25 protein-coding genes are annotated in these 20,085 nt (G+C 54.2%); 15 read left to right on the top strand and 10 right to left on the bottom strand.

The window, feature by feature from the left end:
* Positions 1-4: 4 nt before the first annotated feature.
* Positions 5-382, top strand: coding sequence for an inner membrane protein YbjM (locus GA0061071_RS08450; RefSeq protein ID WP_088237172.1), 378 nt, complete (start codon positions 5-7; stop codon positions 380-382).
* Between the two features lie 34 nt (positions 383-416).
* Here GA0061071_RS08450 and GA0061071_RS08445 read toward each other — a convergent pair whose 3' ends face one another.
* Positions 417-680 (bottom strand): GrxA family glutaredoxin, encoded by a 264-nt coding sequence (locus tag GA0061071_RS08445; protein WP_061494624.1) that lies wholly within the window; start codon positions 678-680, stop codon positions 417-419.
* A 174-nt stretch (positions 681-854) separates the two neighbouring features.
* On the opposite strand from GA0061071_RS08445, the gene nfsA reads away from it, so the two are divergent.
* The 11 genes from nfsA (at position 855) to GA0061071_RS08390 (ending at position 10,109) form a co-directional block, all read left to right on the top strand.
* Positions 855-1,577 carry an oxygen-insensitive NADPH nitroreductase gene (gene nfsA / locus GA0061071_RS08440; protein ID WP_061494625.1) on the top strand — a complete coding sequence of 241 codons (723 nt, stop codon included), beginning with the start codon at positions 855-857 and terminating at the stop codon, positions 1,575-1,577.
* A gap of 72 nt (positions 1,578-1,649) precedes the next feature.
* Entirely contained in the window at positions 1,650-2,552 is a 903-nt protein-coding gene (gene rimK / locus GA0061071_RS08435) for a 30S ribosomal protein S6--L-glutamate ligase (RefSeq protein WP_061494626.1), read from the top strand.
* An 87-nt stretch (positions 2,553-2,639) separates the two neighbouring features.
* Positions 2,640-3,119 carry a type III secretion system chaperone family protein gene (locus GA0061071_RS08430; protein WP_061494627.1) on the top strand — a complete coding sequence of 160 codons (480 nt, stop codon included), beginning with the start codon at positions 2,640-2,642 and terminating at the stop codon, positions 3,117-3,119.
* Positions 3,120-3,467: 348 nt separating this feature from the next.
* Complete coding sequence (potF, locus tag GA0061071_RS08425; RefSeq protein ID WP_061494628.1) at positions 3,468-4,580, top strand: spermidine/putrescine ABC transporter substrate-binding protein PotF; 1,113 nt, start codon at positions 3,468-3,470, stop codon at positions 4,578-4,580.
* Between the two features lie 139 nt (positions 4,581-4,719).
* Positions 4,720-5,853: a putrescine ABC transporter ATP-binding subunit PotG gene (potG, locus tag GA0061071_RS08420; protein WP_061494629.1), complete on the top strand. Its 1,134-nt coding sequence runs from the start codon at positions 4,720-4,722 to the stop codon at positions 5,851-5,853.
* 9 nt (positions 5,854-5,862) lie between these two features.
* Positions 5,863-6,816 carry a putrescine ABC transporter permease PotH gene (gene potH, locus GA0061071_RS08415; RefSeq protein WP_061494630.1) on the top strand — a complete coding sequence of 318 codons (954 nt, stop codon included), beginning with the start codon at positions 5,863-5,865 and terminating at the stop codon, positions 6,814-6,816.
* Complete coding sequence (gene potI, locus GA0061071_RS08410) at positions 6,813-7,658, top strand: putrescine ABC transporter permease PotI (protein ID WP_061494631.1); 846 nt, start codon at positions 6,813-6,815, stop codon at positions 7,656-7,658. Before potH ends, potI begins: the two co-directional genes overlap by 4 nt.
* Positions 7,659-7,732: 74 nt before the next feature.
* The gene (locus tag GA0061071_RS08405) at positions 7,733-8,203 is read left to right on the top strand and encodes a YbjO family protein (RefSeq protein WP_061494632.1); all 471 of its coding nucleotides are present in this window, start codon (positions 7,733-7,735) and stop codon (positions 8,201-8,203) included.
* Between the two features lie 41 nt (positions 8,204-8,244).
* The gene (rlmC, locus tag GA0061071_RS08400) at positions 8,245-9,372 is read left to right on the top strand and encodes a 23S rRNA (uracil(747)-C(5))-methyltransferase RlmC (protein ID WP_088237173.1); all 1,128 of its coding nucleotides are present in this window, start codon (positions 8,245-8,247) and stop codon (positions 9,370-9,372) included.
* Between the two features lie 70 nt (positions 9,373-9,442).
* Entirely contained in the window at positions 9,443-9,745 is a 303-nt protein-coding gene (locus tag GA0061071_RS08395; protein WP_061494634.1) for a type II toxin-antitoxin system RelE/ParE family toxin, read from the top strand.
* Between the two features lie 22 nt (positions 9,746-9,767).
* Positions 9,768-10,109, top strand: a complete 342-nt coding sequence (locus tag GA0061071_RS08390) for a HigA family addiction module antitoxin (RefSeq protein ID WP_061494635.1) — start codon at positions 9,768-9,770, stop codon at positions 10,107-10,109.
* Positions 10,110-10,165: 56 nt separating this feature from the next.
* Here the strand turns inward: GA0061071_RS08390 and artJ are convergent, their stop codons facing one another.
* The 6 genes from artJ to GA0061071_RS08360 form a co-directional block, all read right to left on the bottom strand.
* Positions 10,166-10,897, bottom strand: a complete 732-nt coding sequence (artJ, locus tag GA0061071_RS08385; protein WP_061494636.1) for an arginine ABC transporter substrate-binding protein ArtJ — start codon at positions 10,895-10,897, stop codon at positions 10,166-10,168.
* Between the two features lie 171 nt (positions 10,898-11,068).
* The gene (artM, locus tag GA0061071_RS08380; RefSeq protein WP_061494637.1) at positions 11,069-11,737 is read right to left on the bottom strand and encodes an arginine ABC transporter permease ArtM; all 669 of its coding nucleotides are present in this window, start codon (positions 11,735-11,737) and stop codon (positions 11,069-11,071) included.
* On the bottom strand, positions 11,737-12,453 hold the full coding sequence (artQ, locus tag GA0061071_RS08375) for an arginine ABC transporter permease ArtQ (RefSeq protein ID WP_088237174.1): 717 nt from the start codon (positions 12,451-12,453) through the stop codon (positions 11,737-11,739). Before artQ ends, artM begins: the two co-directional genes overlap by 1 nt.
* A 6-nt stretch (positions 12,454-12,459) precedes the next feature.
* The gene (gene artI, locus GA0061071_RS08370) at positions 12,460-13,191 is read right to left on the bottom strand and encodes an arginine ABC transporter substrate-binding protein ArtI (protein ID WP_088237175.1); all 732 of its coding nucleotides are present in this window, start codon (positions 13,189-13,191) and stop codon (positions 12,460-12,462) included.
* Positions 13,192-13,210: 19 nt separating this feature from the next.
* Positions 13,211-13,939 carry an arginine ABC transporter ATP-binding protein ArtP gene (gene artP, locus GA0061071_RS08365; RefSeq protein WP_061494640.1) on the bottom strand — a complete coding sequence of 243 codons (729 nt, stop codon included), beginning with the start codon at positions 13,937-13,939 and terminating at the stop codon, positions 13,211-13,213.
* Positions 13,940-14,148: 209 nt separating this feature from the next.
* Positions 14,149-14,664, bottom strand: coding sequence for a lipoprotein (locus tag GA0061071_RS08360; protein ID WP_088237176.1), 516 nt, complete (start codon positions 14,662-14,664; stop codon positions 14,149-14,151).
* Positions 14,665-14,766: 102 nt separating this feature from the next.
* On the opposite strand from GA0061071_RS08360, the gene GA0061071_RS08355 reads away from it, so the two are divergent.
* Genes GA0061071_RS08355 through GA0061071_RS08345 form a run of 3 tightly spaced genes read left to right on the top strand, consistent with a single transcriptional unit; the run spans position 14,767 to position 16,512 of the window.
* The gene (locus GA0061071_RS08355) at positions 14,767-15,087 is read left to right on the top strand and encodes a heavy metal-binding domain-containing protein (RefSeq protein WP_061494642.1); all 321 of its coding nucleotides are present in this window, start codon (positions 14,767-14,769) and stop codon (positions 15,085-15,087) included.
* The gene (locus GA0061071_RS08350; protein WP_088237177.1) at positions 15,087-15,917 is read left to right on the top strand and encodes an N-acetylmuramoyl-L-alanine amidase; all 831 of its coding nucleotides are present in this window, start codon (positions 15,087-15,089) and stop codon (positions 15,915-15,917) included. The genes GA0061071_RS08355 and GA0061071_RS08350 overlap by 1 nt, the downstream gene beginning before the upstream one ends.
* Before the next feature lie 16 nt (positions 15,918-15,933).
* Positions 15,934-16,512 (top strand): WG repeat-containing protein, encoded by a 579-nt coding sequence (locus tag GA0061071_RS08345; protein WP_245191408.1) that lies wholly within the window; start codon positions 15,934-15,936, stop codon positions 16,510-16,512.
* Between the two features lie 5 nt (positions 16,513-16,517).
* Here the strand turns inward: GA0061071_RS08345 and GA0061071_RS08340 are convergent, their stop codons facing one another.
* From GA0061071_RS08340 to ltaE, 3 genes are all read right to left on the bottom strand, one after another.
* Positions 16,518-17,531 carry an NAD-dependent epimerase/dehydratase family protein gene (locus GA0061071_RS08340; RefSeq protein ID WP_088237178.1) on the bottom strand — a complete coding sequence of 338 codons (1,014 nt, stop codon included), beginning with the start codon at positions 17,529-17,531 and terminating at the stop codon, positions 16,518-16,520.
* A 94-nt stretch (positions 17,532-17,625) separates the two neighbouring features.
* Positions 17,626-19,062 carry a DUF2867 domain-containing protein gene (locus GA0061071_RS08335; protein WP_088237179.1) on the bottom strand — a complete coding sequence of 479 codons (1,437 nt, stop codon included), beginning with the start codon at positions 19,060-19,062 and terminating at the stop codon, positions 17,626-17,628.
* A gap of 10 nt (positions 19,063-19,072) precedes the next feature.
* Complete coding sequence (gene ltaE / locus GA0061071_RS08330) at positions 19,073-20,074, bottom strand: low-specificity L-threonine aldolase (RefSeq protein ID WP_088237180.1); 1,002 nt, start codon at positions 20,072-20,074, stop codon at positions 19,073-19,075.
* Positions 20,075-20,085 lie beyond the last annotated feature (11 nt).

Below are 20,085 nucleotides of genomic sequence, written 5' to 3'. Positions count from 1 at the left end.
TTGTTTGAAGAACAAACAACGTTGGAAAGGCATTATTTGCTGCTTTGTCCTTTTTATTGCGGTTTGCCTTTATTTGGTTATAAAGATGAAGGGCGCGTTGCATACCTCTGCGCATCCTGAATTGGGGTTATTGCTTTTTATGCTGCCTGGTGTGGTGAGTTGCCATGTTACGCATCGCCGCCATGTCATGTGGCCACTGCTGGGCGCAATCCTGGCTGCACCGGTTTGTTATCTCCTGACTTACCTTCTGCTGACACCTGCACGCCCGTTCTGGCAGGTTGTTGCCTGGCTGTTCAGCGCGGTGTTCTGGTGCGGGATTGGCGGGTTATGTTGCGTCTTTATGCGCAGCCTGGTGCGGCATTACCGGCAGGGCAGAAAGTAAAACGCCCTCGCGATGGAGGGCGTTGCGTCTGTTTTCAGGCAAACAGGCCAAGGTTGGCTTTTGCGTAGGCTTCAAAATCTGTAAAACCACCAACGTGCTGTTGATCGAGGAAAATCTGTGGCACCGTTTCAACCGGTTTACCCACGGTTTTTTCCAGATCCGCTTTCGTAATCCCTTCCGCGTGGATGTCGACATAGCGATAGTTAAAGTCATCCCGCTCTTGAGTCAGTTTTTCTGCCAGTTCTTTTGCGCGTACGCAGTATGGGCAGCCGGGGCGACCAAAAATTACAGCAAACATACTCTCTCCCAAATTTTAAGGTTTCTGCGGGTTATCTTGACCATAACCGCGACTTATGAAAAGCAGGTTCTGCCTGTTGCATTAATCTTTACAACCTTTCAGCGCAATCCGCGGTAATACACCCCCCGCTTAGCTGTCCTATACTGGAGGTCTTGTTTATCCGGGGAATTCATAATGACACCAACTATTGACTTGCTGTGCGCGCATCGTTCCATTCGCCACTTTAAAGATGAACCGATTACGGCGGCGCAGCGTGAGGCGATCATCGCCAGCGCACAGGCCACATCCAGCTCCAGTTTTTTGCAATGCAGCACTATTATTCGGATCACCGATCCCGCTCTGCGCGCGCAACTGGTGACCTTAACCGGCGGGCAACAGCATGTGGCGCAGGCGGCGGAGTTTTGGGTGTTCTGTGCGGATTTTAACCGTAACTTTCAGATCTGCCCGGAAGCGAACCCAGGTCTCGCGGAGCAACTGTTATTGGGCGTTGTGGACACGGCGCTGATGGCGCAAAACGCCTTTACAGCGGCGGAGTCCCTTGGGCTTGGTGGGGTGTATATCGGCGGCATTCGTAACAGCATCGAAGCGGTGGGAGAACTGTTACAGGTACCGAAACACGTTCTGCCGCTGTTTGGTTTATGCCTGGGCTGGCCTGCGGACGATCCGGGGCAGAAGCCGCGTCTGCCTGCGCAACTTGTGGTGCATGAAAACCATTACCAGCCGCTGGATAAAGCGGTGCTGGCGCAGTATGACGAAGAGATTGCCCACTACTATCTGACGCGCGGCAGCAACACGCGCAGGGACACGTGGAGCGACCATATCCGCCGCACGATTATTAAAGAAAGCCGTCCATTTATTCTCGACTATTTGCATAAACAGGGATGGGCGACACGCTAATACCCGTTCATCCTGCGCGTTGCTGCGTGTATCATACGCGGGCTTTTACCGGTCTTTGTTGCGAGGTGCAGGGTGAAAATTGCCATATTATCCCGGGATGGAACGCTTTATTCATGTAAACGTCTGCGTGAAGCGGCGATGCATCGCGGTCATCTGGTCGAGATCCTCGATCCGCTGTCCTGTTATATGAATATCAGCCCTGCGGCGTCGTCGATTCACTATAAAGGTCGCCAGTTGCCGCATTTCGACGCGGTGATCCCGCGTATTGGTTCGGCCATTACCTTCTACGGTACTGCTGCGCTGCGCCAGTTTGAAATACTGGGCAGCTATCCGCTGAATGAATCCGTCGCCATTACCCGCGCCAGGGACAAGCTGCGCTCGTTGCAGTTACTTGCCCGCCAGGGAATCGATCTGCCGCTTACCGGCATCGCCCATTCGCCCGACGATACCAGTGATTTGATCAATATGGTCGGCGGTGCGCCGCTGGTGGTGAAACTGGTGGAGGGCACGCAGGGTATTGGTGTGGTGCTGGCGGAAACCCGCCAGGCAGCGGAAAGCGTGATCGATGCTTTTCGTGGGCTTAATGCGCACATCCTTGTGCAGGAGTACATTCAGGAAGCGAAAGGTTGCGATGTCCGCTGCCTGGTGGTGGGCAATGAGGTGGTGGCCGCGATTGAACGCCGGGCGAAAGAGGGCGATTTCCGCTCAAACCTGCATCGTGGCGGGGTTGCGACGGTTGCAAATATCACGCCGCGTGAGCGTGAGATTGCACTGGCAGCGGCGCAAACTCTTGGGCTGGATGTGGCGGGCGTCGATATTTTGCGCGCCAACCGTGGCCCGCTGGTAATGGAAGTGAATGCGTCGCCAGGCCTTGAAGGTATCGAAAAAGCGACGGGTATTGATATCGCCGGGCGTATGATCCAGTGGATTGAACGGCAGGCAACCCCCGGTTTTTGCCTGAAAACGGGCGGCTGAGGCGATTTTTCTGCGCTATCAATGGTACGTTCAGCACTTTTTGCGTAAGCTATGGGCAATTTTTTACAGTAAGAGAGCACTGCACATATGGATTCACTCGTCGTCCCTGGTCTGGACACGCTTCGTCACTGGCTCGACGAGCTGGGCATCACCTTTTTTGAGTGTGATAACTGCCAGGCACTGCATCTGCCGCATATGCAAAATTTTGACGGCGTATTCGATGCGAAAGTCGATCTGGTTAATGACATCCTGCTGTTCACCGCCATGGCTGAGGTTAAGCCTTCTGCTTTGCTGGCGCTCTCTGCGGATCTCTCCGCCATCAATGCCAGTTCCCTCACGGTAAAAGCCTTCCTGGATATTCAGGACGATAACCTGCCCAAGCTGGTGGTGTGCCAGTCATTGAGCGTCGGACCGGGTGTCACCTTTGAACAGTTTGCCTGGTTTGTGCGCCAGAGCGAAGAGCAGATTTCGATGGTGATCATGGAAGCTAACGCACACCAGCTGCTGTTCTCACCAGGCGAAGAAGATGTGACTGTTGTTGAAGAGTCGCACAATTTTCTTCACTGACTCGCCGTGACATTAGCGCAGTCGCTGCCAGAGCGGCTGCATAATAAATGTTTTTATTCTGCAATTAACCTTTTCATAAAGAATTTTTCACCGCTATTCCTCCCGTTCCGGCTTATCACATAGACAGATCCTGCATAAAAAATTGATAAAAGGCGTTTTTTAATCTGACCTATAGCCTCAAACCCTGGCTACAGTTATTCTTGCGGTGCTTAAAACAGCATGCGGTGTCTGCCGGAAGAGTATTCTCCTCCGAGGCTGTGCAGAGTGACAAAATATGCATGATTCTTGCATATCTTAAATGCGTACACTTAGTTCGTATGTTAACGGACTTTCCAGAAGGAATGAGATATGACCGCCTTGAGCAAAAAATGGGTATCGGGTCTTGTTGCGGGTGCGTTGATGGCTGTCTCTGCCAGCACGCTCGCAGCCGAGCAAAAGACGCTGCATGTTTATAACTGGTCTGATTATATTGCGCCGGACACCGTCGCGAATTTTGAAAAAGAAACCGGCATTAAAGTCGTTTACGACGTGTTTGACTCCAACGAAGTGCTGGAAGGCAAACTGATGGCGGGCAGCACTGGCTTCGACCTGGTCGTGCCTTCTGCCAGTTTCCTCGAACGTCAGCTTGCAGCGGGTGTGTTCCAGCCGCTGGATAAGAGCAAACTGCCGAACTGGAAAAATCTCGATCCGGATATCCTGAAAATGGTCGCTAAACACGATCCGGATAATAAATACGCTATTCCATACCTGTGGGCCACCACCGGTATCGGCTACAACGTGGATAAAGTCAAAGCTGCACTGGGCAAAGATGTGCCGCTGGATAGCTGGGATCTGGTGCTGAAACCGGAGAACCTGGAAAAACTGAAAAGCTGCGGTGTCTCTTTCCTCGATGCCCCGGAAGAGATCTTCGCCACCGTGCTGAACTACCTTGGCAAAGATCCGAACAGCAGCAAAGCTGACGATTACACCGGCCCGGCAACCGAGCTGTTGTTGAAACTGCGCCCGAATATTCGTTACTTCCACTCTTCCCAGTACATCAACGATCTGGCGAACGGCGACATCTGTGTGGCTATCGGCTGGGCAGGGGATGTGTGGCAGGCGGCTAATCGTGCAAAAGAAGCGAAGAACGGCGTGAATGTGACTTACACTATTCCGAAAGAGGGCGCGCTGGCGTTCTTTGACGTCTTCGCCATGCCGGCGGATGCGAAAAATAAAGATGAGGCTTACCAGTTCCTCAACTACCTGATGCGCCCGGATGTGATCGCCCATGTCAGCGATCATGTCTTCTACGCGAACGGTAACAAAGCGTCCGTGCCATTGATCAGCCCGGAAGTGCGTAACAACCCGGCTATCTTCCCGCCGCCGGATGTGTTCGCCAAACTGTTTACGCTGAAAGTCCAGGATCCGAAAATCGACCGCGTAAGAACCCGCGCATGGACGAAAGTGAAAAGTGGCAAATAATTCAGTCACCTGACGAGTGAAATGCTGCACCGGGGCGGTGCAACTGCCCCACAAATGGACAGAGGCGTTTGGCCTCTGTCCAGTCATTTGTACGACAACCTGTTGAAACGGGTTGATGTTTTTGCCGGAGAGCACTTGAGTGAATGACGCTATCCCCCGCCCACAGGCGAAGAGCCGCAAGGATCTGACGCCGCTGCTGGAAATCCGCAATCTGACCAAATCCTTCGATGGCCAGCACGCCGTTGATGATGTCAGCCTGACCATTTATAAAGGCGAGATTTTTGCCCTGCTCGGCGCGTCCGGCTGCGGCAAGTCGACGTTGCTGCGTATGCTCGCTGGTTTTGAACAGCCCACTCAGGGGCAAATTATGCTCGATGGCGTCGATCTGGCGCACGTGCCGCCGTATCTGCGCCCCATTAATATGATGTTTCAGTCCTATGCGTTATTCCCGCATATGACGGTGGAGCAGAACATCGCTTTTGGCCTCAAACAGGACAAGCTGCCGAAGGCTGAAATCGCCAGCCGGGTGGCTGAGATGCTGAGCCTGGTGCACATGAGCGAGTTTGCCAAACGTAAGCCGCATCAGCTTTCCGGCGGCCAGCGTCAGCGTGTGGCGCTGGCCCGTAGTCTGGCGAAGCGCCCCAAATTGCTGCTGCTGGATGAACCGATGGGGGCGCTGGATAAAAAGCTGCGCGACCGTATGCAACTGGAAGTGGTGGATATCCTTGAGCGCGTCGGCGTGACCTGCGTGATGGTGACCCATGACCAGGAAGAGGCGATGACCATGGCCGGGCGTATCGCCATCATGAATCGCGGCAAGTTCGTGCAGATTGGCGAGCCGGAAGAGATTTACGAGCACCCGACCACCCGTTATAGCGCCGAATTTATCGGTTCGGTGAACGTCTTCGAAGGGTTGCTGAAAGATCGCCAGGAAGATGGACTGGTGATTGACTCGCCGGGGCTAATGCATCCGCTGAAAGTCGATCCGGACGCCTCGGTGGTGGATAACGTGCCGGTGTATGTGGCGCTACGTCCGGAAAAAATCATGCTCTGCGAAGATCCGCCAGCCGATGGCTACAACTTTGCGGTGGGCGAAGTGGTGCACATTGCCTATCTCGGCGATCTGTCGATTTATCACGTGCGTTTGCAAAGCGGGCAGATGATCAGCGCCCAGTTGCAGAACGCGCATCGCTACCGTAAAGGCGCGCCAACCTGGGGAGATGAAGTTCGTCTCTGCTGGGACGCCGATAGTTGTGTGGTTCTGACGGTTTAAGGAGCGATGATGAGTACACTGGAGCCGCCGACCCGCGTCGAAAAACCGGGCGGTTTTACACTGTGGCTGGCGCGCATGCAGATGCGCCACGGGCGCAAACTGGTCATTGCGCTGCCTTATATCTGGTTGATTCTGCTGTTTCTGCTGCCGTTTTTGATTGTCTTCAAAATCAGTCTTGCTGAGATGGCAAGGCAGATCCCGCCCTACACCGATCTGATTGAATGGGCGGACGGGCAGTTAACCCTTACGCTGAATCTGGGTAACTTCCTGCAATTGACAGATGATCCGCTTTACGTTGAAGCATATCTTCAGTCGCTTCAGGTTGCCGCGATCTCAACGATTTGCTGTCTGCTACTCGGCTATCCGTTGGCCTGGGCGGTGGCGCACAGTAAACCCTCCACGCGTAACATATTGCTGCTGCTGGTGATCCTGCCGTCGTGGACCTCGTTCCTGATCCGTGTTTATGCATGGATGGGGATCCTGAAAAGTAATGGCGTGCTGAATAACTTCCTGATGTGGCTCGGGGTTATCGATCAGCCACTGACTATTCTGCATACCAACCTCGCGGTCTATATCGGGATTGTCTATGCCTACCTGCCGTTTATGGTGCTGCCGATTTATACCGCGCTGACGCGTATCGACTACTCACTGGTGGAAGCTTCGCTGGATTTGGGCGCGCGTCCGCTGAAAACCTTCTTCAGCGTGATCGTGCCGCTCACCAAAGGCGGGATTATCGCCGGGTCGATGCTGGTGTTTATTCCGGCGGTAGGTGAGTTCGTGATCCCGGAATTGCTCGGCGGGCCTGACAGCATCATGATTGGCCGCGTATTGTGGCAGGAGTTCTTTAATAACCGTGACTGGCCGGTAGCCTCGGCGGTGGCGGTGATCATGCTGCTGCTGTTGATTGTGCCGATCATGTGGTTCCACAAACATCAGCAGAAACAGGCGGGGGACAACGCATGAACAACTTACCGGTAGTGCGCTCTCCCTGGCGCATTCTGATCCTCGTGCTTGGGTTTACGTTTCTCTATGCGCCGATGCTGATGCTGGTCATCTATTCATTTAACAGCTCGAAGCTGGTGACGGTATGGGCGGGCTGGTCAACCCGCTGGTATGGTGAGCTGTTCCATGATGATGCCATGATGAGCGCGGTGGGGCTAAGCCTGACTATTGCGGCCTGTGCGGCGACGATGGCCGCTATCCTTGGTACCATTGCCGCTGTGGTGATGGTGCGTTTTGGGCGCTTCCGGGGTTCAAACGGCTTTGCGTTTATGATCACCGCGCCGTTGGTGATGCCGGATGTGATCACTGGTTTGTCGTTGCTGCTGCTGTTTGTTGCGCTGGGCCATGCCATTGGCTGGCCTGCGGACCGCGGTATGCTGACCATCTGGCTGGCGCATGTCACCTTCTGTACTGCCTATGTGGCGGTGGTGATCTCCTCGCGTCTGCGTGAACTGGATCGCTCCATTGAAGAAGCGGCTATGGATTTAGGCGCCACGCCACTGAAAGTCTTCTTCGTCATCACGCTGCCGATGATCATGCCAGCGATTGTCTCCGGTTGGCTGCTGGCGTTTACCCTGTCGCTGGATGATCTGGTGATTGCCAGCTTTGTTTCCGGGCCGGGGGCAACCACGCTGCCAATGCTGGTGTTCTCCAGCGTGCGTATGGGCGTAAATCCTGAAATCAACGCGCTGGCGACGCTGATCCTCGGTGTGGTAGGCATTGTTGGTTTTATCGCCTGGTATTTAATGGCCCGGGCGGAAAAACAGCGTATCCGTGACATCCAGCGTGCAAGACAAAGCTGAACTCATTAGAATCGGGAAATTGTGTTGCTGATGCCGCGCCTGTCGCGGCATTTTTTCACAGGGAAAACAGCGAATTGGGATTTTTCAAGAAGAGCACACATCATGCGAAATTGAATGTGCCTGCGTTGGTGCAGGTGGCGGCGATCGCCATTATTCTCATTCGCTGCGTTGATGTGCTAATGGTGATAAATGTGCTTGGGGTGCGTGGGATGCTGGATTTTGTGCAGCGCAGTGCGCAGACCTGGAGCCTGACACTGATTTTTCTTGGCAGTCTGGTGCTGGTGTTTATCGAAATCCTCTGCGCCTTTTCCGTGGTGAAAGGGCGCAACTGGGCGCGCTGGCTCTATCTCGGCACGCAAATCATCGCGACCGGCTATTTATGGGCGGCCTCGCTGGGTTACGGTTATCCCGAACTTTTCAGCATTGCCGGGGAGTCGCGCCGGGAGATTTTCCGCTCGCTGATGATGCAAAAACTGCCTGATTTTCTGGTGTTGTTTCTGCTGTTTGTCCCCACGCCAAGCCGACGCTTTTTCCGCCTGCAATAACGGTGGTACAATCCCGGCCCCGCAAAAAGAAAGGCTTTACTATGCAGTGCGCTCTCTACGACGCCGGGCGTTGTCGATCCTGTCAGTGGATCGAACAACCGCTGGCAACGCAACTCACCGCCAAAATGGACGATCTCCGGCATTTACTGGAGGGGTTGCCCGTGGCGAGTTGGGACTCGCCAGTCAGCGGCCCGGAGCAGGGGTTTCGCAATAAAGCTAAAATGGTGGTAAGCGGGAGTGTAGAAAAACCGTTGCTCGGTATGTTGCACCGTGACGGCACGCCGGAAGATCTGACCGCTTGCCCGCTCTATCCTGCCTCGTTTTTATCGGTTTTCGCTGCGCTGAAACCCTTTATCGCCCGTGCAGGGTTAACGCCGTACAATGTGGCGCGCAAACGCGGCGAGTTGAAGTATTTGCTGATCACCGAAAGCCAGCTGGATGGCGGTATGATGCTGCGTTTTGTCTTGCGCTCGGAAGCGAAGCTCGCGCAACTGCGTGCAGCGCTGCCTGAATTGCTGGCGCAGTTACCGCAACTCAGGGTGGTCTCCGCCAATATTCAGCCGGTACACATGGCCATCATGGAAGGGGAGACGGAGTTTTTCCTCACTGAACAACAGGCACTGGCGGAAAATTTTAATGGTGTACCGTTGTGGATCCGCCCGCAGAGTTTCTTTCAGACCAACCCGACGGTCGCCAGTAGCCTTTATGCGACCGCACGGGATTGGGTACGGGCGTTGCCAGTGGCGCATATGTGGGATCTGTTCTGCGGCGTCGGCGGTTTTGGTCTGCACTGTGCAACGCCCGACATGCGCCTGACCGGGATCGAAATTGCACCAGAGGCGATAGCCTGCGCGACACAGTCCGCGCAAGTCTTAGGGCTGCAAAACCTGCATTTTCAGGCACTGGATTCCACGCAGTTTGCCACTGGGCAGGGTGATGTGCCGGATCTGGTGCTGGTTAACCCGCCGCGACGGGGGATTGGCGTAGCGCTGTGTGATTATCTTAGCCGGATGGCACCACCTTACATTATCTATTCCAGCTGTAATGCCAGCACCATGGCGAAAGATATCCGCCTGTTGCCTGGCTACCGCATTGAACGTGTGCAACTGTTTGATATGTTCCCGCACACCGCGCATTACGAAGTGCTGACGCTGCTGGTTAAACAATAAATGCACTTGTGCACTGTGTGACAGTGCACTACTATCGTTGGCATAAACGCGGCAAGGAGGCTGCAATGCAATGCCAAAGAAAATAAGTATTGCCTGTTTTCGGGATCCATGGCTTGAGGCATTTTTCCACCACACGGCGCAGCATCGTAAAATTCCGGTGGACATTCATACCGTGTTGTCCCGAAAACTGGACATCATTAATGCAGCGACATCTCATCGCGATTTGCGCTCGCCCCCCGGCAACCGTTATGAAGAGTTGTCGGGCAAATTGCATGGTTATTCCTCAATAAGAGTGAATAAGCAATATCGTTTGATTTTCAAATGGGTTAACGGAAAAGCGGAAGATCTGTATCTGGATCCGCACATTTATTAAGCCATTATGTTGAGGAGTTAACATGAAACCGGCCAGCCGAAAACCAACCACAGTGGGGGACATTCTGCTGTACGAATATCTGGAGCCGCTGGATCTCAGGATTAACGAGCTGGCTGAGATGCTGCATGTACATCGTAATTCTGTGAGTGCACTGGTTAACAACAATCGTCGCCTGACGACGGACATGGCGTTTCGTCTTGCCAGAGTCTTTGATACGTCTGTTGACTTCTGGATTAATCTCCAGGCTGCGGTGGATTTATGGGATGTAGAGAATGATACGCGGGTGCAGGAAGAGCTGAGCCGCATTGAACCCGCCGCTGAATTTATCGCCCGGCGTGAAGCAGGAACAAAAAAAGTCGCGTAAGCGACTTTTTTCTTTTCTGTGCCTGGTAAACGCAGCACCACCGGGCGTTGCAACGATTACTGCGGGAACCACTGATCGCTGATTTTCTGATAGGTGCCGTCGGCTTTAATCGCTTTCAGTGCGGCATTCAGTTTTTCCAGCAGCGCCTGGTTATCCGGGCGCACTGCGATACCGAGGCCAGTACCAAAGTATTGCGCATCGGTCACTTTCGGTGTGGCGACACCCAGTTGTGGGTTCGTTTTCAGCCACTCATTCACCACTGCTGTATCACCAAACACGCCATCCAGACGACCGTTTTTCAGGTCGATAATTGCATTCTGATAGCTGTCGTAAGCGACGGTTTTCACTTCCGGGTGTTTATCCTGCAGATATTTCTGGTGCGTGGTGCCATTTTCCATGCCGATACGTTTGCCTTTCAGATCGTCAAAGGATTTGAACGCATCTTTCTTCGCAATCACCACCGCAGAGTTGGCGTAGTACGGTTCGGTAAACGAGACCTGCTTGCTACGCTCAGGCGTAATATCCATACCGGAGATCACGGCGTCATATTTTTTAAACTTCAGCGCCGGGATCAGGCTATCGAAAGCGTGGTTGGTAAATGTGCAATCCGCCTGCATTTGTTTGCACAGGGCATTGGCCAGGTCGATGTCAAAACCGACGATCTTGTTATTCGCATCCAGAGATTCGAACGGCGGATAGGTGGCGGAAACGCCGAAGTTAATTTTGTCAGCAGCAGAGGCACCTGCGGCGAAAGTCGCGAGAAGGGCGGCCAGCATCAGTTTTTTCATTATGGAACTCCTGTCTGTCAATCTTATTGTTGTTGCCGTGTCTGAGGCATGGAGCTAACCATGCCACTAATTGAATTTGTATGCAATAAAAATGCTTAAATATTTTTATCGTGAAAATAAAAAAGGCGGGTAATAAACAGGTTACCCGCCTTGTGTTTATTATTTATGCAATCAGTTGCGACGTTCAAAAGCCAGCGCTTTACGTTCAATCAGGCGCATCATCAGGGTCAACAAGCCGTTAACCACCAGATAAATCAGCCCGGCCGCACCAAATACCATCACATCGTAAGTACGGCCATACAGCAACTGCCCATGGCCCATCACTTCCATCAGCGTGATGGTGTACGCCAGCGAGGTGCTCTTGAACACCAGTACCACTTCGTTTGAGTAAGACGAAAGCGCACGTTTAAACGCATACGGCAGCAAAATTGCCAGCGTGTCTTTCTTGCTCATCCCCAGCGCATGGCAGGACTGCCACTGACCATCCGGGATTGCGCGAATTGCCCCGTAAAAGAGTTGCGTAGTGTAGGCTGCGCTGTTCAACGACAGTGCCAGCAGCGCACAAAGCCACGGCTGCGACAGCAGATGCCAGATAAACGGGTATTCCTGCAACGTCGGGAACTGACCCGGCCCGTAGTAAATCAGGAAGATTTGCACCAGCAGCGGCGTACCGGTAAACAGCGTAATATACGCGCGCACGATTTGCGTCAGCACCGGCGTTTTCAGCGTCAGCACAATGGTAAACAGCAGCGACAAAATGAGTGCCACAATCAGCGAGGCAACAGTCAGCGTCAGGCTGGTATGCAGGCCTTTGAGCAGCTCGGGTAAAAAGTCCAGCATCAGTTTGGTCTCCGTTCAAAACGCGTTGCGCGCAGGTCAATGCGTTTGAGGATCCACTGGCTGAGCAGGGTGATCACCAGGTAAATCGCCGCCGCCACAATGTACCAGGTAAACGGCTCCTGAGTACGAGTGGCAATGCTTTTGGTTTGCAGCATCAGGTCATTCACGCTGATCAATGACACCAGCGCGGTATCTTTTAACAGTACCAGCCACTGATTGCCCAAACCCGGTAGCGCATGACGCCACATTTGCGGCATTACCAGGCGGAAGAAAATCGCCGCTTTCGACAAGCCCAGCGCCTGGCCGGATTCTCGTTGACCATCCGGAACGGCCTTCAACGCGCCACGCAGAGTTTGTGAGGCGTAAGCCGCATAGAGTAAAGAGAGCGCAATCACACCGCACAGGAACGGGCTGACATCGAAGTTTTCAATCTGGAACTGCACCGGGATCTGCACCACGCCCAGGTTGATGGAAAACCCATCAGAGAGCAGTAACAGCAGCTGTGACGATCCGAAATAGATAAACAGAACCACCAGGATTTCCGGCAGCCCACGCAAAACGGTGACCCATGCAGTGCCGATCCAGGCAATAGGGCGCCACTTAACGGACTCCCATACCGCAAAGATCATTGCCAGGACCAGGCCAATGATCAGTGCGCAAACGGCAAGGCCGACGGTCATCCCGGCGGCGCTTGCTAATGGAAACATTTCGTTCATTAAGTATTACTTCTGGAACCATTTGTTATAGATGGTCTGGTATGTCCCATCTTTCTTCACTTTTTCCAGCGCAGTGTTGAATTTCTGCTGCAGCTCAGTGTTGCCCTGACGAACAGCGATACCCAGACCGGTGCCGAAGTACTCTTTATCAGTGACTTTATCGCCGACAGCCGCCAGTTTAGCATCGGCTTTCAGCCATTCGGTCACCACCGCGGTGTCGCCGAATACCGCGTCGATGCGGCCATTTTGCAGATCCAGACGCGCGTTCTGGTAGCTGTCGTACGGAACGGTGGTGATTTCCGGGTGTTTGTCGTTGATGAATTTCTGGTGCGTGGTGCCGTTTTGCACACCAACACGTTTGCCTTTCAGCTGGTCGATGCTGGTGAATTTACCCTGCTGACCGACAAACAACGCGGAGTTGTCATAGTAAGGCGTGGTGAACAGCACCTGTTTTTCACGCTCTGGCGTGATATCCATGCCCGCCATTACCGCATCGAAGCGGCGGAATTTCAGGCTGGGGATCAGGCTGTCAAATGCCTGATTAGTAAAGGTACAGGTGGCGTCGATCTCTTTACAGAGCGCATTGGCCAGATCCACATCAAAGCCGACGATTTTGTTGTTGGCATCGGTGGATTCAAACGGAGGGTAGCTCGCTTCAGTGGCGAAACGGATAGTCTGGGCTGCAGTAGCGCTAAGGCTGACACTTGCAAGTAGCGCGGCAATCAGTACTTTTTTCATTGTCATTATTCCCGAGTCTTCAGTGAGATAGGTAGTATTTAAACGCGTCGGTCTGCGGCGCGGCAAAGCAGCCCGCATCCCCTTGCTCAACAATGTGACCGTTTTCCATATACACCACGCGGCTGGCTGTTTTGCGCGCCACTTCGACTTCATGGGTCACAATCACCTGCGTAATGCCGGTTTCCGCCAGTTCATGAATGATGCTGACGATCTGTGCGGTGATCTCCGGATCCAGTGCGGCAGTCGGTTCATCAAACAGCAGCACCTGCGGCTCCATCATCAGCGCACGGGCAATAGCGACGCGCTGTTGCTGACCGCCGGACAAATGCAGCGGATAGCGATCGCTATAGGGTTTAAGACGTAAACGCTCAAGGAGTTTCTCTGCGCGGGCCAGCGCCTGATCTTTACTCAAACCGAGCACGCGGCATGGCGCTTCAATCAGGTTTTGCAGCACGCTCAGGTGCGGCCAAAGATTGTATTGCTGGAACACCATGCCCACGTTCTGGCGCAACTCGCGAATCGCTTTATCAGACGGGGTAGTAGCAAAATCGAAATGATTGCCGGCAATGCTTAACTGACCGGAACGCGGCATTTCCAGCAGGTTGAGTACGCGCAACAGCGAACTTTTACCCGCACCGCTTGGGCCGAGCAGCACAAGGGTTTCGCCCTGTGGGCAATCCAGTGTGATATCGAACAGCGCCTGGTGTGCGCCATAAAAGCAATTGATGCTGTTTAATTTAATACTCATCGAAGCAGTCTGATAGCAATTGAGGCCGCAAATAGTAACGTTGACAGAATAGTTATGCAATATTTGTGCGTTAAAACTTAAAAATAAACCAGGTTCTTACATAAAGTTAGCACAAAATACCGGAGCGGGAGGGAACCAGGCATAAATGTCGGCATTCACCGCGGAATGCCAGACAATTTACGGGGATTAATTATTCATTACCGAAACCGTTACGGGTGTGCCAACGACTGGCGCAGCGTACCGGATGGTGCATGCACTGCCGCACCAAGATAACGCACGTCGTCTACCGCCCAGCATTGCCCCTCACGGATCATCAGCACTTCATCCTGCCAGCTCTGGCTTCCCTGACTCAGTTTCACACGCAGGGGAATATTCCGTGCATCAGTATTGGGAATGGTGGAAGCGCTGGCGACATCCGCATCTGACGGCGCCGCGGCACTGCTGGAGAAGGGATCGGCTTTCAGCAGCGTAGCGCGATGTGAATCGCGGCTGGCATCGGTTAACGCTTTTGCCAGGCTATCGCTCAAATAAGGACGCAGGGCCTCAAGGTTGCTGTTGGGGTGGGCAATACGATAGTCGTAAAATTGCTGCGCCACGCTGTCCGGTCCGCCTTCCACACACGGGCCGCTGCGTGCGCCGATATCCTTAAATGCAGGTGTGACGGTGGTGCAAGCGCTGAGCAGCAGCGCGCAGGGCATAACAAGAGTCAAAACTGAGTAGCGCATGATGATTTCCTTATTTCTCTTCAGATGTCACGACCTTTCAAGAATAGTGTATTGATCTGATAATGTGGGAGGTAACGCATTGAACGCTAAAAGGAGAAACCGATGCAATTTTCTACAACGCCGACATTGGAAGGGCAGCCGATTGTTGAGTATTGCGGTGTGGTGACCGGCGAAGCCATTCTCGGGGCGAATATTTTTCGCGATTTCTTCGCCGGGATCCGCGACATTGTTGGCGGGCGTGCCGGTTCGTACGAAAAAGAGCTGCGTAAAGCGCGAGAAATCGCTTTTCACGAACTGGGTGAGCAGGCAAAAGCGCTGGGGGCGAACGCGGTCGTGGGTATTGATATCGATTATGAAACCGTCGGTAAGGATGGCAGTATGCTGATGGTCAGCGTCAGCGGTACGGCGGTTAAGACACGCTAATGAACAGACGTTGGCTATTGCTACTGGCGCTGCTGCTTGTGGGTTGCGTCAGTGAAAAAGGCATTATTGATAAAGACGGTTATCAGTTAGATACCCGGCGTCAGGCACAGGCGGCGTACCCGCGGGTAAAAGTGCTGGTGATCCACTACACGGCGGATGATTTCGATGTGTCGTTGGCGACGTTAACCGATAAACAGGTGAGTTCACACTATTTGATCCCTGCAAACCCGCCGATGCACGGCGGCAAACCACGCATCTGGCAACTAGTGCCGGAAACGGATCTGGCCTGGCACGCGGGTGTCAGCTTCTGGCGCGGCGCAACGCGCATTAATGATACCTCGATCGGCATTGAGCTGGAAAACCGGGGCTGGCAAAACACAGCGCAGGGAAAACAATTTACACCTTTTGCGCCAGCGCAAATTAATGCGTTGATTCCGCTGGTAAAAGATATTATCAAACGGTACGACATTGCACCGCAAAATGTCGTGGCGCATGCGGATATCGCTCCACAGCGCAAAGATGACCCCGGCCCGCTGTTTCCGTGGCGGGCTCTTGCCGCTAAGGGGATTGGCGCCTGGCCGGATGCCAGCAGGGTGGCATTTTATCTCAATGGCCGTTCACCGTATGAAGCTGTAGATACTGCGTCATTGCTTGATTTACTGGCGCGCTATGGGTATGACGTCAAACCACAGATGACGCCCGCACAACAAAAAAGAGTGATCATGGCGTTTCAGATGCATTTCCGCCCCGAATTGTGGAACGGGGTTGCCGATGCCGGTAGCCTGGCAATCGCCGAGGCGTTACTGGAAAAATATGGTCAGGCGGGTTAACCGTCGCAGAATTTTTATGACGAGGTCTTTGGACATGGTGTTTCGCATCATTGCAGGTGTGCTGCTGATGGTGGCTTCTGCTGCCCACGCCGCGTTAAAGCCCGTGTATGGCTGCTCATACTGGGATAAAAAAACAGACAATGTAGAGCAGTTAAAAAAATGCATGGAAGTGAAGGAGGGCAAGTTATTCTTCCTGCCTGAATTATTTACCAAAAGCCGGGACGTAGAGGGTACCTTGTGGGTGGGGGTGTATGAATATGCCCGTGATGCCGGCTTGCAGGACGGTGATTACTATGTGCATGCGCCGGACAGTTACTTGTCGGTTATCCATTTTGATAATGGTCCGGACTGGTATGTGGAAGGCCTGGTGCGCTCACGGCAAAACGGAAAAATAGGTTTCTGGGACTATGCATTCCGCAATCGCATCGCGCCGCAGTTCGATTACGCCGGGCAGTTCAAAGAAGGGAAAGCGCTGGTATGTAACGGCTGCAAAACGCAGCGTGATGGTGAACATGTCGCGCTGGTTGGGGGCGAGTGGTTTTATATCGATAAAACCGGGAAACGTGTTTCAGAGGTTAAATCTGCACCGTTCTGAGGATATCAGTGGTGCAGTTTCCCGTGATCTTTTAACCAGTACGCCGTGCGTTCGATGCCTTCATCCAGCGTCACAATCGGCGTATACCCCAGCTCCTGCTGCGCGCGGGAGATATCCAGTGTGAAATCAAAATTCAGTTTCGACACGCCATAGTGGGTAAACGCCGGCTCTTTTGCGCGTTTATCGCCAAAACGCTCCATACTGCGCGCCACCATGTCGAGCATGGCGTAGGGCACTGAGCGGATACGACAGTGAATATTCAGCTCATCGATCAGTTTCTGCACGATGCTGCGCAACGAGCGTGGCTCGCCATTGGTGATGTTGTAGGCGCGGCCCGATGGCAGCGTATCGCAACCTGGCTGGCTGGCCAGCCACATCGCATGTACGGCGTTTTCGTAATAGGTCATGTCCACCAGCGCATCGCCGCCGCGCGGCAGTAACACGCTGCGATAGTGGTGCATCATCTGCGCCAGACGCGGGATAAATACTTTATCGTGCGGCCCAAACAGGCTCTGCGGGCGCAGAATGGTAAAACGTGTGTTGGGGTTGGCCTGCGCCAGCAAATCGATAACCTGCTCTCCGGCGGCTTTACTGCGTGCGAATTCGTTCGCAAAGCGAGCCGGGCGGAATGTTTCATCGATATCCCGGTGATGATGGTAATCAAAATAGAGTGAAGGAGAGGAGATATGCACAAAGTTGCGCACGCCCCAGGCCACCGCCCACTCACCCAGACGTCGGGTTGCGCGTACGTTGGCTAAATCGAAGGCTTCCTGGGTGCCCCACGGCGAAGTGAAGCTGGAGCAGTGCCACAGCGTGTCAATATCCGCCAGCATTACTTTGGCTTGCGAGGAGACCAGCTCGGTCAAATCCGCATGCACAAATTCTGCGCCCATTTTACTGAGCAATTTGCCCATGGCTTCATTGCGGCCTGTCGCCCGGACAGCGATGCCTTTTTGCCGCAGATATTCGACCGCGTTTCGGCCTAAACCGCTGGTTGCGCCCGTGACCAGAACCTTCATATCAATCCACTGTTTTGAATAGCTTTCACCGCGCGCATTCTTCCGTGAATTACGCCGCTATGCAATGGGATTGATGAAAGAAAAACGGTCAAGGTCAGACTTTTTCTCTATTTTGTTCTGCCAGCCGGGCAATTTTTTGCGCCATGCCACGAAAAATGAACAAGTGCGCCGGGAACATTAACAACCAGTAACACAAGCCCGGCATGCCGTGCGGATGCCACCAGGCGCGCACATCCAGCAGACGGTGATCGCCATTATCGGTCAGCGTAAAACTGAGCCGCCCAAGGCCCGGCGCTTTCATACCAAACAGCAAGGTAAGCTGTTCTTCCGGCTCCACGATGATCACCTTCCAGCTATCCACTGCATCGCCTGTTTGCAACATTGCCCGTTCAGGGCGACCTCGCGGCAGTTTATGACCGATCAGATGATCCAGCGCGGCGCGGGTTTGCCACAGCAGATTGCCAAAGAAGTAGCGCTCTTTACCGCCAATACGGTTGACCACTTCCCAGAGAGCGCCCAGGCTGGCGGAGGTTTTCACCGTAAAACCCGCCTGCTTTGGGTAATAACCATATTGCGGACGCCAGCGGGAAAATGCCTGCGGGTCGTAGCCCCAGTCGCTGGAGTTCACCAGTTTTTCTTCTTCCTGCAACGTGTGCCGTACGGCGTCGTCAAACGGGATGAGCGTTTGTGGGATCAGGCGACGTAATGCGCTATCGTCCGCCAACAAGTCGTGCTTTAAGCCCTGAATCAGCGCGCTGGCAATCGTCGGTGGTACAGAGGTGATCAGATGTAAGAACCAGACTGAAATGAACCTCGTCGGCAACGGCACCGGGATCAGCGGGCGGTGCACGCCGCTGACGGCCATAAAGTGAGCGAACTGCTGCTGGTAACTGAGTACCTCGGGCCCGGCGGCTTCAAACACGCGGTGCTCGTCAGCAGGATGCTCCAGCAACGCCAGCAGATAGTGCATTAAATTTTCCAGCGCGATCGGCGTGGTGCGTGAGCGAACCCAGCGCGGCGGCGTCAGTACCGGCAGGTTAAAGACCATATCGCGCATCACTTCAAACGCCGCAGAACCCGCGCCAACGATAATCCCGGCGCGTAGTTCCGTCACCGGTACGCCCGCCGTGCGTAGCAGATCGCCGGTACATTGTCGCGCCAGCAGGTGGTCGGAATCGGTTGTTTCTCTGGCTTGCAGTGAGCTGAGGAAGATCACTTGCTTAACCGGCGTTTCCCGCAAGGCGTCACGCACATTGAGCGCAATTTGCCGCTCATGGGCCACGAAATCACCGCGCTCGCCCATGCTGTGCACCAGGTAGTAGAGCGTATCAACATTCTGCAAGAGGGCGGGGAGATCCTGCGGCCAGTACAAATCGACGGTGTGGAAACTCACCCCCGGCAGCCCCTGCTTTTGCAGTCGGGGTAACCGCCGCGCAGCGGCTTTCACCTGATGGCCTTGCTGGCTGAGTGCGGTGACCAGCCGTTGTCCAATATAGCCACTGGCCCCGAGCACCAGGATCCGCTGCGCCACATCCTGCTCCTTAGCGTTGTAAAAAAGCCTGCCAGTGATGAACAACGTCCGTCAGTTGTTGACGATTAACATCAAGATGGGTGACCAGACGCACCACCGCAGAGGCGTTAATCAGGACATCGCGATCGCGCATGAACGCCCCCAGCGCGGTGGCTTGCGCCTCACCGACGCGGACAAACAGCATATTGGTATCGTGGCGTATCACATCGGCGCCAATATCGCGCAGTTGGGCTGCAAGCCAGGCGGCATTGTCATGATCCTCTTTCAGACGTGCGACATTGTTCTGCAACGCATACAGACCCGCCGCCGCCAGAATACCGGCCTGACGCATGCCGCCGCCGGTCATTTTGCGCCAGCGGTTGGCGCGGGCAATATAGGCCCGGTCGCCGATCAGCAGCGAGCCAACCGGCGCGCCGAGGCCTTTTGACAGGCAAATGGTGAACGAGTCGCAATATTGCGCGATCTCGTTGAGTTCGCAGCCATACTCCACCAGTGCATTAAAGATGCGCGCGCCGTCAACATGCAGTGCCAGCCTGCGCTCGCGGGTAAATTCCCACGCCTGTTTCAGGTAGTCGCGCGGCAGTACTTTCCCGTTGTGGGTGTTTTCCAGACTGAGTAATTTGCTGCGGGCGAAATGAATGTCATCCGCTTTGATTTTGGCGGCGACTTTGTCCAGCGGCAGTGTGCCGTCAGCCGCGGCGTCAATCGGCTGCGGCTGAATACTGCCCAGCACGGCTGCGCCGCCCGCTTCGTAGAGATAATTATGCGCGCCCTGACCGACGATATACTCTTCGCCGCGTTCGCAGTGGCTGAGCAGGGCGACCAGGTTGGCTTGCGTGCCGGTTGGCAGGAACAGCGCGGCTTCTTTGCCGCTGAGACTGGCGGCATAGCGTTGCAGTTCGTTCACCGTCGGGTCGTCCCCGTAAACGTCGTCCCCGACCGGGGCGGCCATCATCTGCTCCAGCATGGCGCGCCCCGGGCGGGTTACGGTATCACTGCGTAAATCAATCACGGCATTTCCTT

Source organism: Kosakonia oryzendophytica (assembly GCF_900094925.1).
In the GTDB taxonomy this organism is placed as follows: domain Bacteria; phylum Pseudomonadota; class Gammaproteobacteria; order Enterobacterales; family Enterobacteriaceae; genus Kosakonia; species Kosakonia oryzendophytica.
The sequence above is the reverse complement of the archived record's forward strand: the minus strand, read 5'-3'. Positions and strand labels throughout refer to the sequence as shown.

Coding starts and splice junctions, on each gene's coding strand:
- GA0061071_RS08395 (WP_061494634.1), top strand. CDS start 9,443: ATGCCAAAGAAAATAAGTATTGCCTGTTTTCGGGATCCATGGCTTGAG.
- GA0061071_RS08355 (WP_061494642.1), top strand. CDS start 14,767: ATGCAATTTTCTACAACGCCGACATTGGAAGGGCAGCCGATTGTTGAG.
- GA0061071_RS08345 (WP_245191408.1), top strand. CDS start 15,934: ATGACGAGGTCTTTGGACATGGTGTTTCGCATCATTGCAGGTGTGCTG.
- GA0061071_RS08360 (WP_088237176.1), bottom strand. CDS start 14,664: ATGCGCTACTCAGTTTTGACTCTTGTTATGCCCTGCGCGCTGCTGCTC.
- potI (WP_061494631.1), top strand. CDS start 6,813: ATGAACAACTTACCGGTAGTGCGCTCTCCCTGGCGCATTCTGATCCTC.
- potF (WP_061494628.1), top strand. CDS start 3,468: ATGACCGCCTTGAGCAAAAAATGGGTATCGGGTCTTGTTGCGGGTGCG.
- artP (WP_061494640.1), bottom strand. CDS start 13,939: ATGAGTATTAAATTAAACAGCATCAATTGCTTTTATGGCGCACACCAG.
- artQ (WP_088237174.1), bottom strand. CDS start 12,453: ATGAACGAAATGTTTCCATTAGCAAGCGCCGCCGGGATGACCGTCGGC.
- artJ (WP_061494636.1), bottom strand. CDS start 10,897: ATGAAAAAACTGATGCTGGCCGCCCTTCTCGCGACTTTCGCCGCAGGT.
- rlmC (WP_088237173.1), top strand. CDS start 8,245: ATGCAGTGCGCTCTCTACGACGCCGGGCGTTGTCGATCCTGTCAGTGG.
- artI (WP_088237175.1), bottom strand. CDS start 13,191: ATGAAAAAAGTACTGATTGCCGCGCTACTTGCAAGTGTCAGCCTTAGC.
- GA0061071_RS08445 (WP_061494624.1), bottom strand. CDS start 680: ATGTTTGCTGTAATTTTTGGTCGCCCCGGCTGCCCATACTGCGTACGC.
- GA0061071_RS08430 (WP_061494627.1), top strand. CDS start 2,640: ATGGATTCACTCGTCGTCCCTGGTCTGGACACGCTTCGTCACTGGCTC.
- potH (WP_061494630.1), top strand. CDS start 5,863: ATGAGTACACTGGAGCCGCCGACCCGCGTCGAAAAACCGGGCGGTTTT.
- GA0061071_RS08350 (WP_088237177.1), top strand. CDS start 15,087: ATGAACAGACGTTGGCTATTGCTACTGGCGCTGCTGCTTGTGGGTTGC.
- GA0061071_RS08340 (WP_088237178.1), bottom strand. CDS start 17,531: ATGAAGGTTCTGGTCACGGGCGCAACCAGCGGTTTAGGCCGAAACGCG.
- GA0061071_RS08390 (WP_061494635.1), top strand. CDS start 9,768: ATGAAACCGGCCAGCCGAAAACCAACCACAGTGGGGGACATTCTGCTG.
- nfsA (WP_061494625.1), top strand. CDS start 855: ATGACACCAACTATTGACTTGCTGTGCGCGCATCGTTCCATTCGCCAC.
- artM (WP_061494637.1), bottom strand. CDS start 11,737: ATGCTGGACTTTTTACCCGAGCTGCTCAAAGGCCTGCATACCAGCCTG.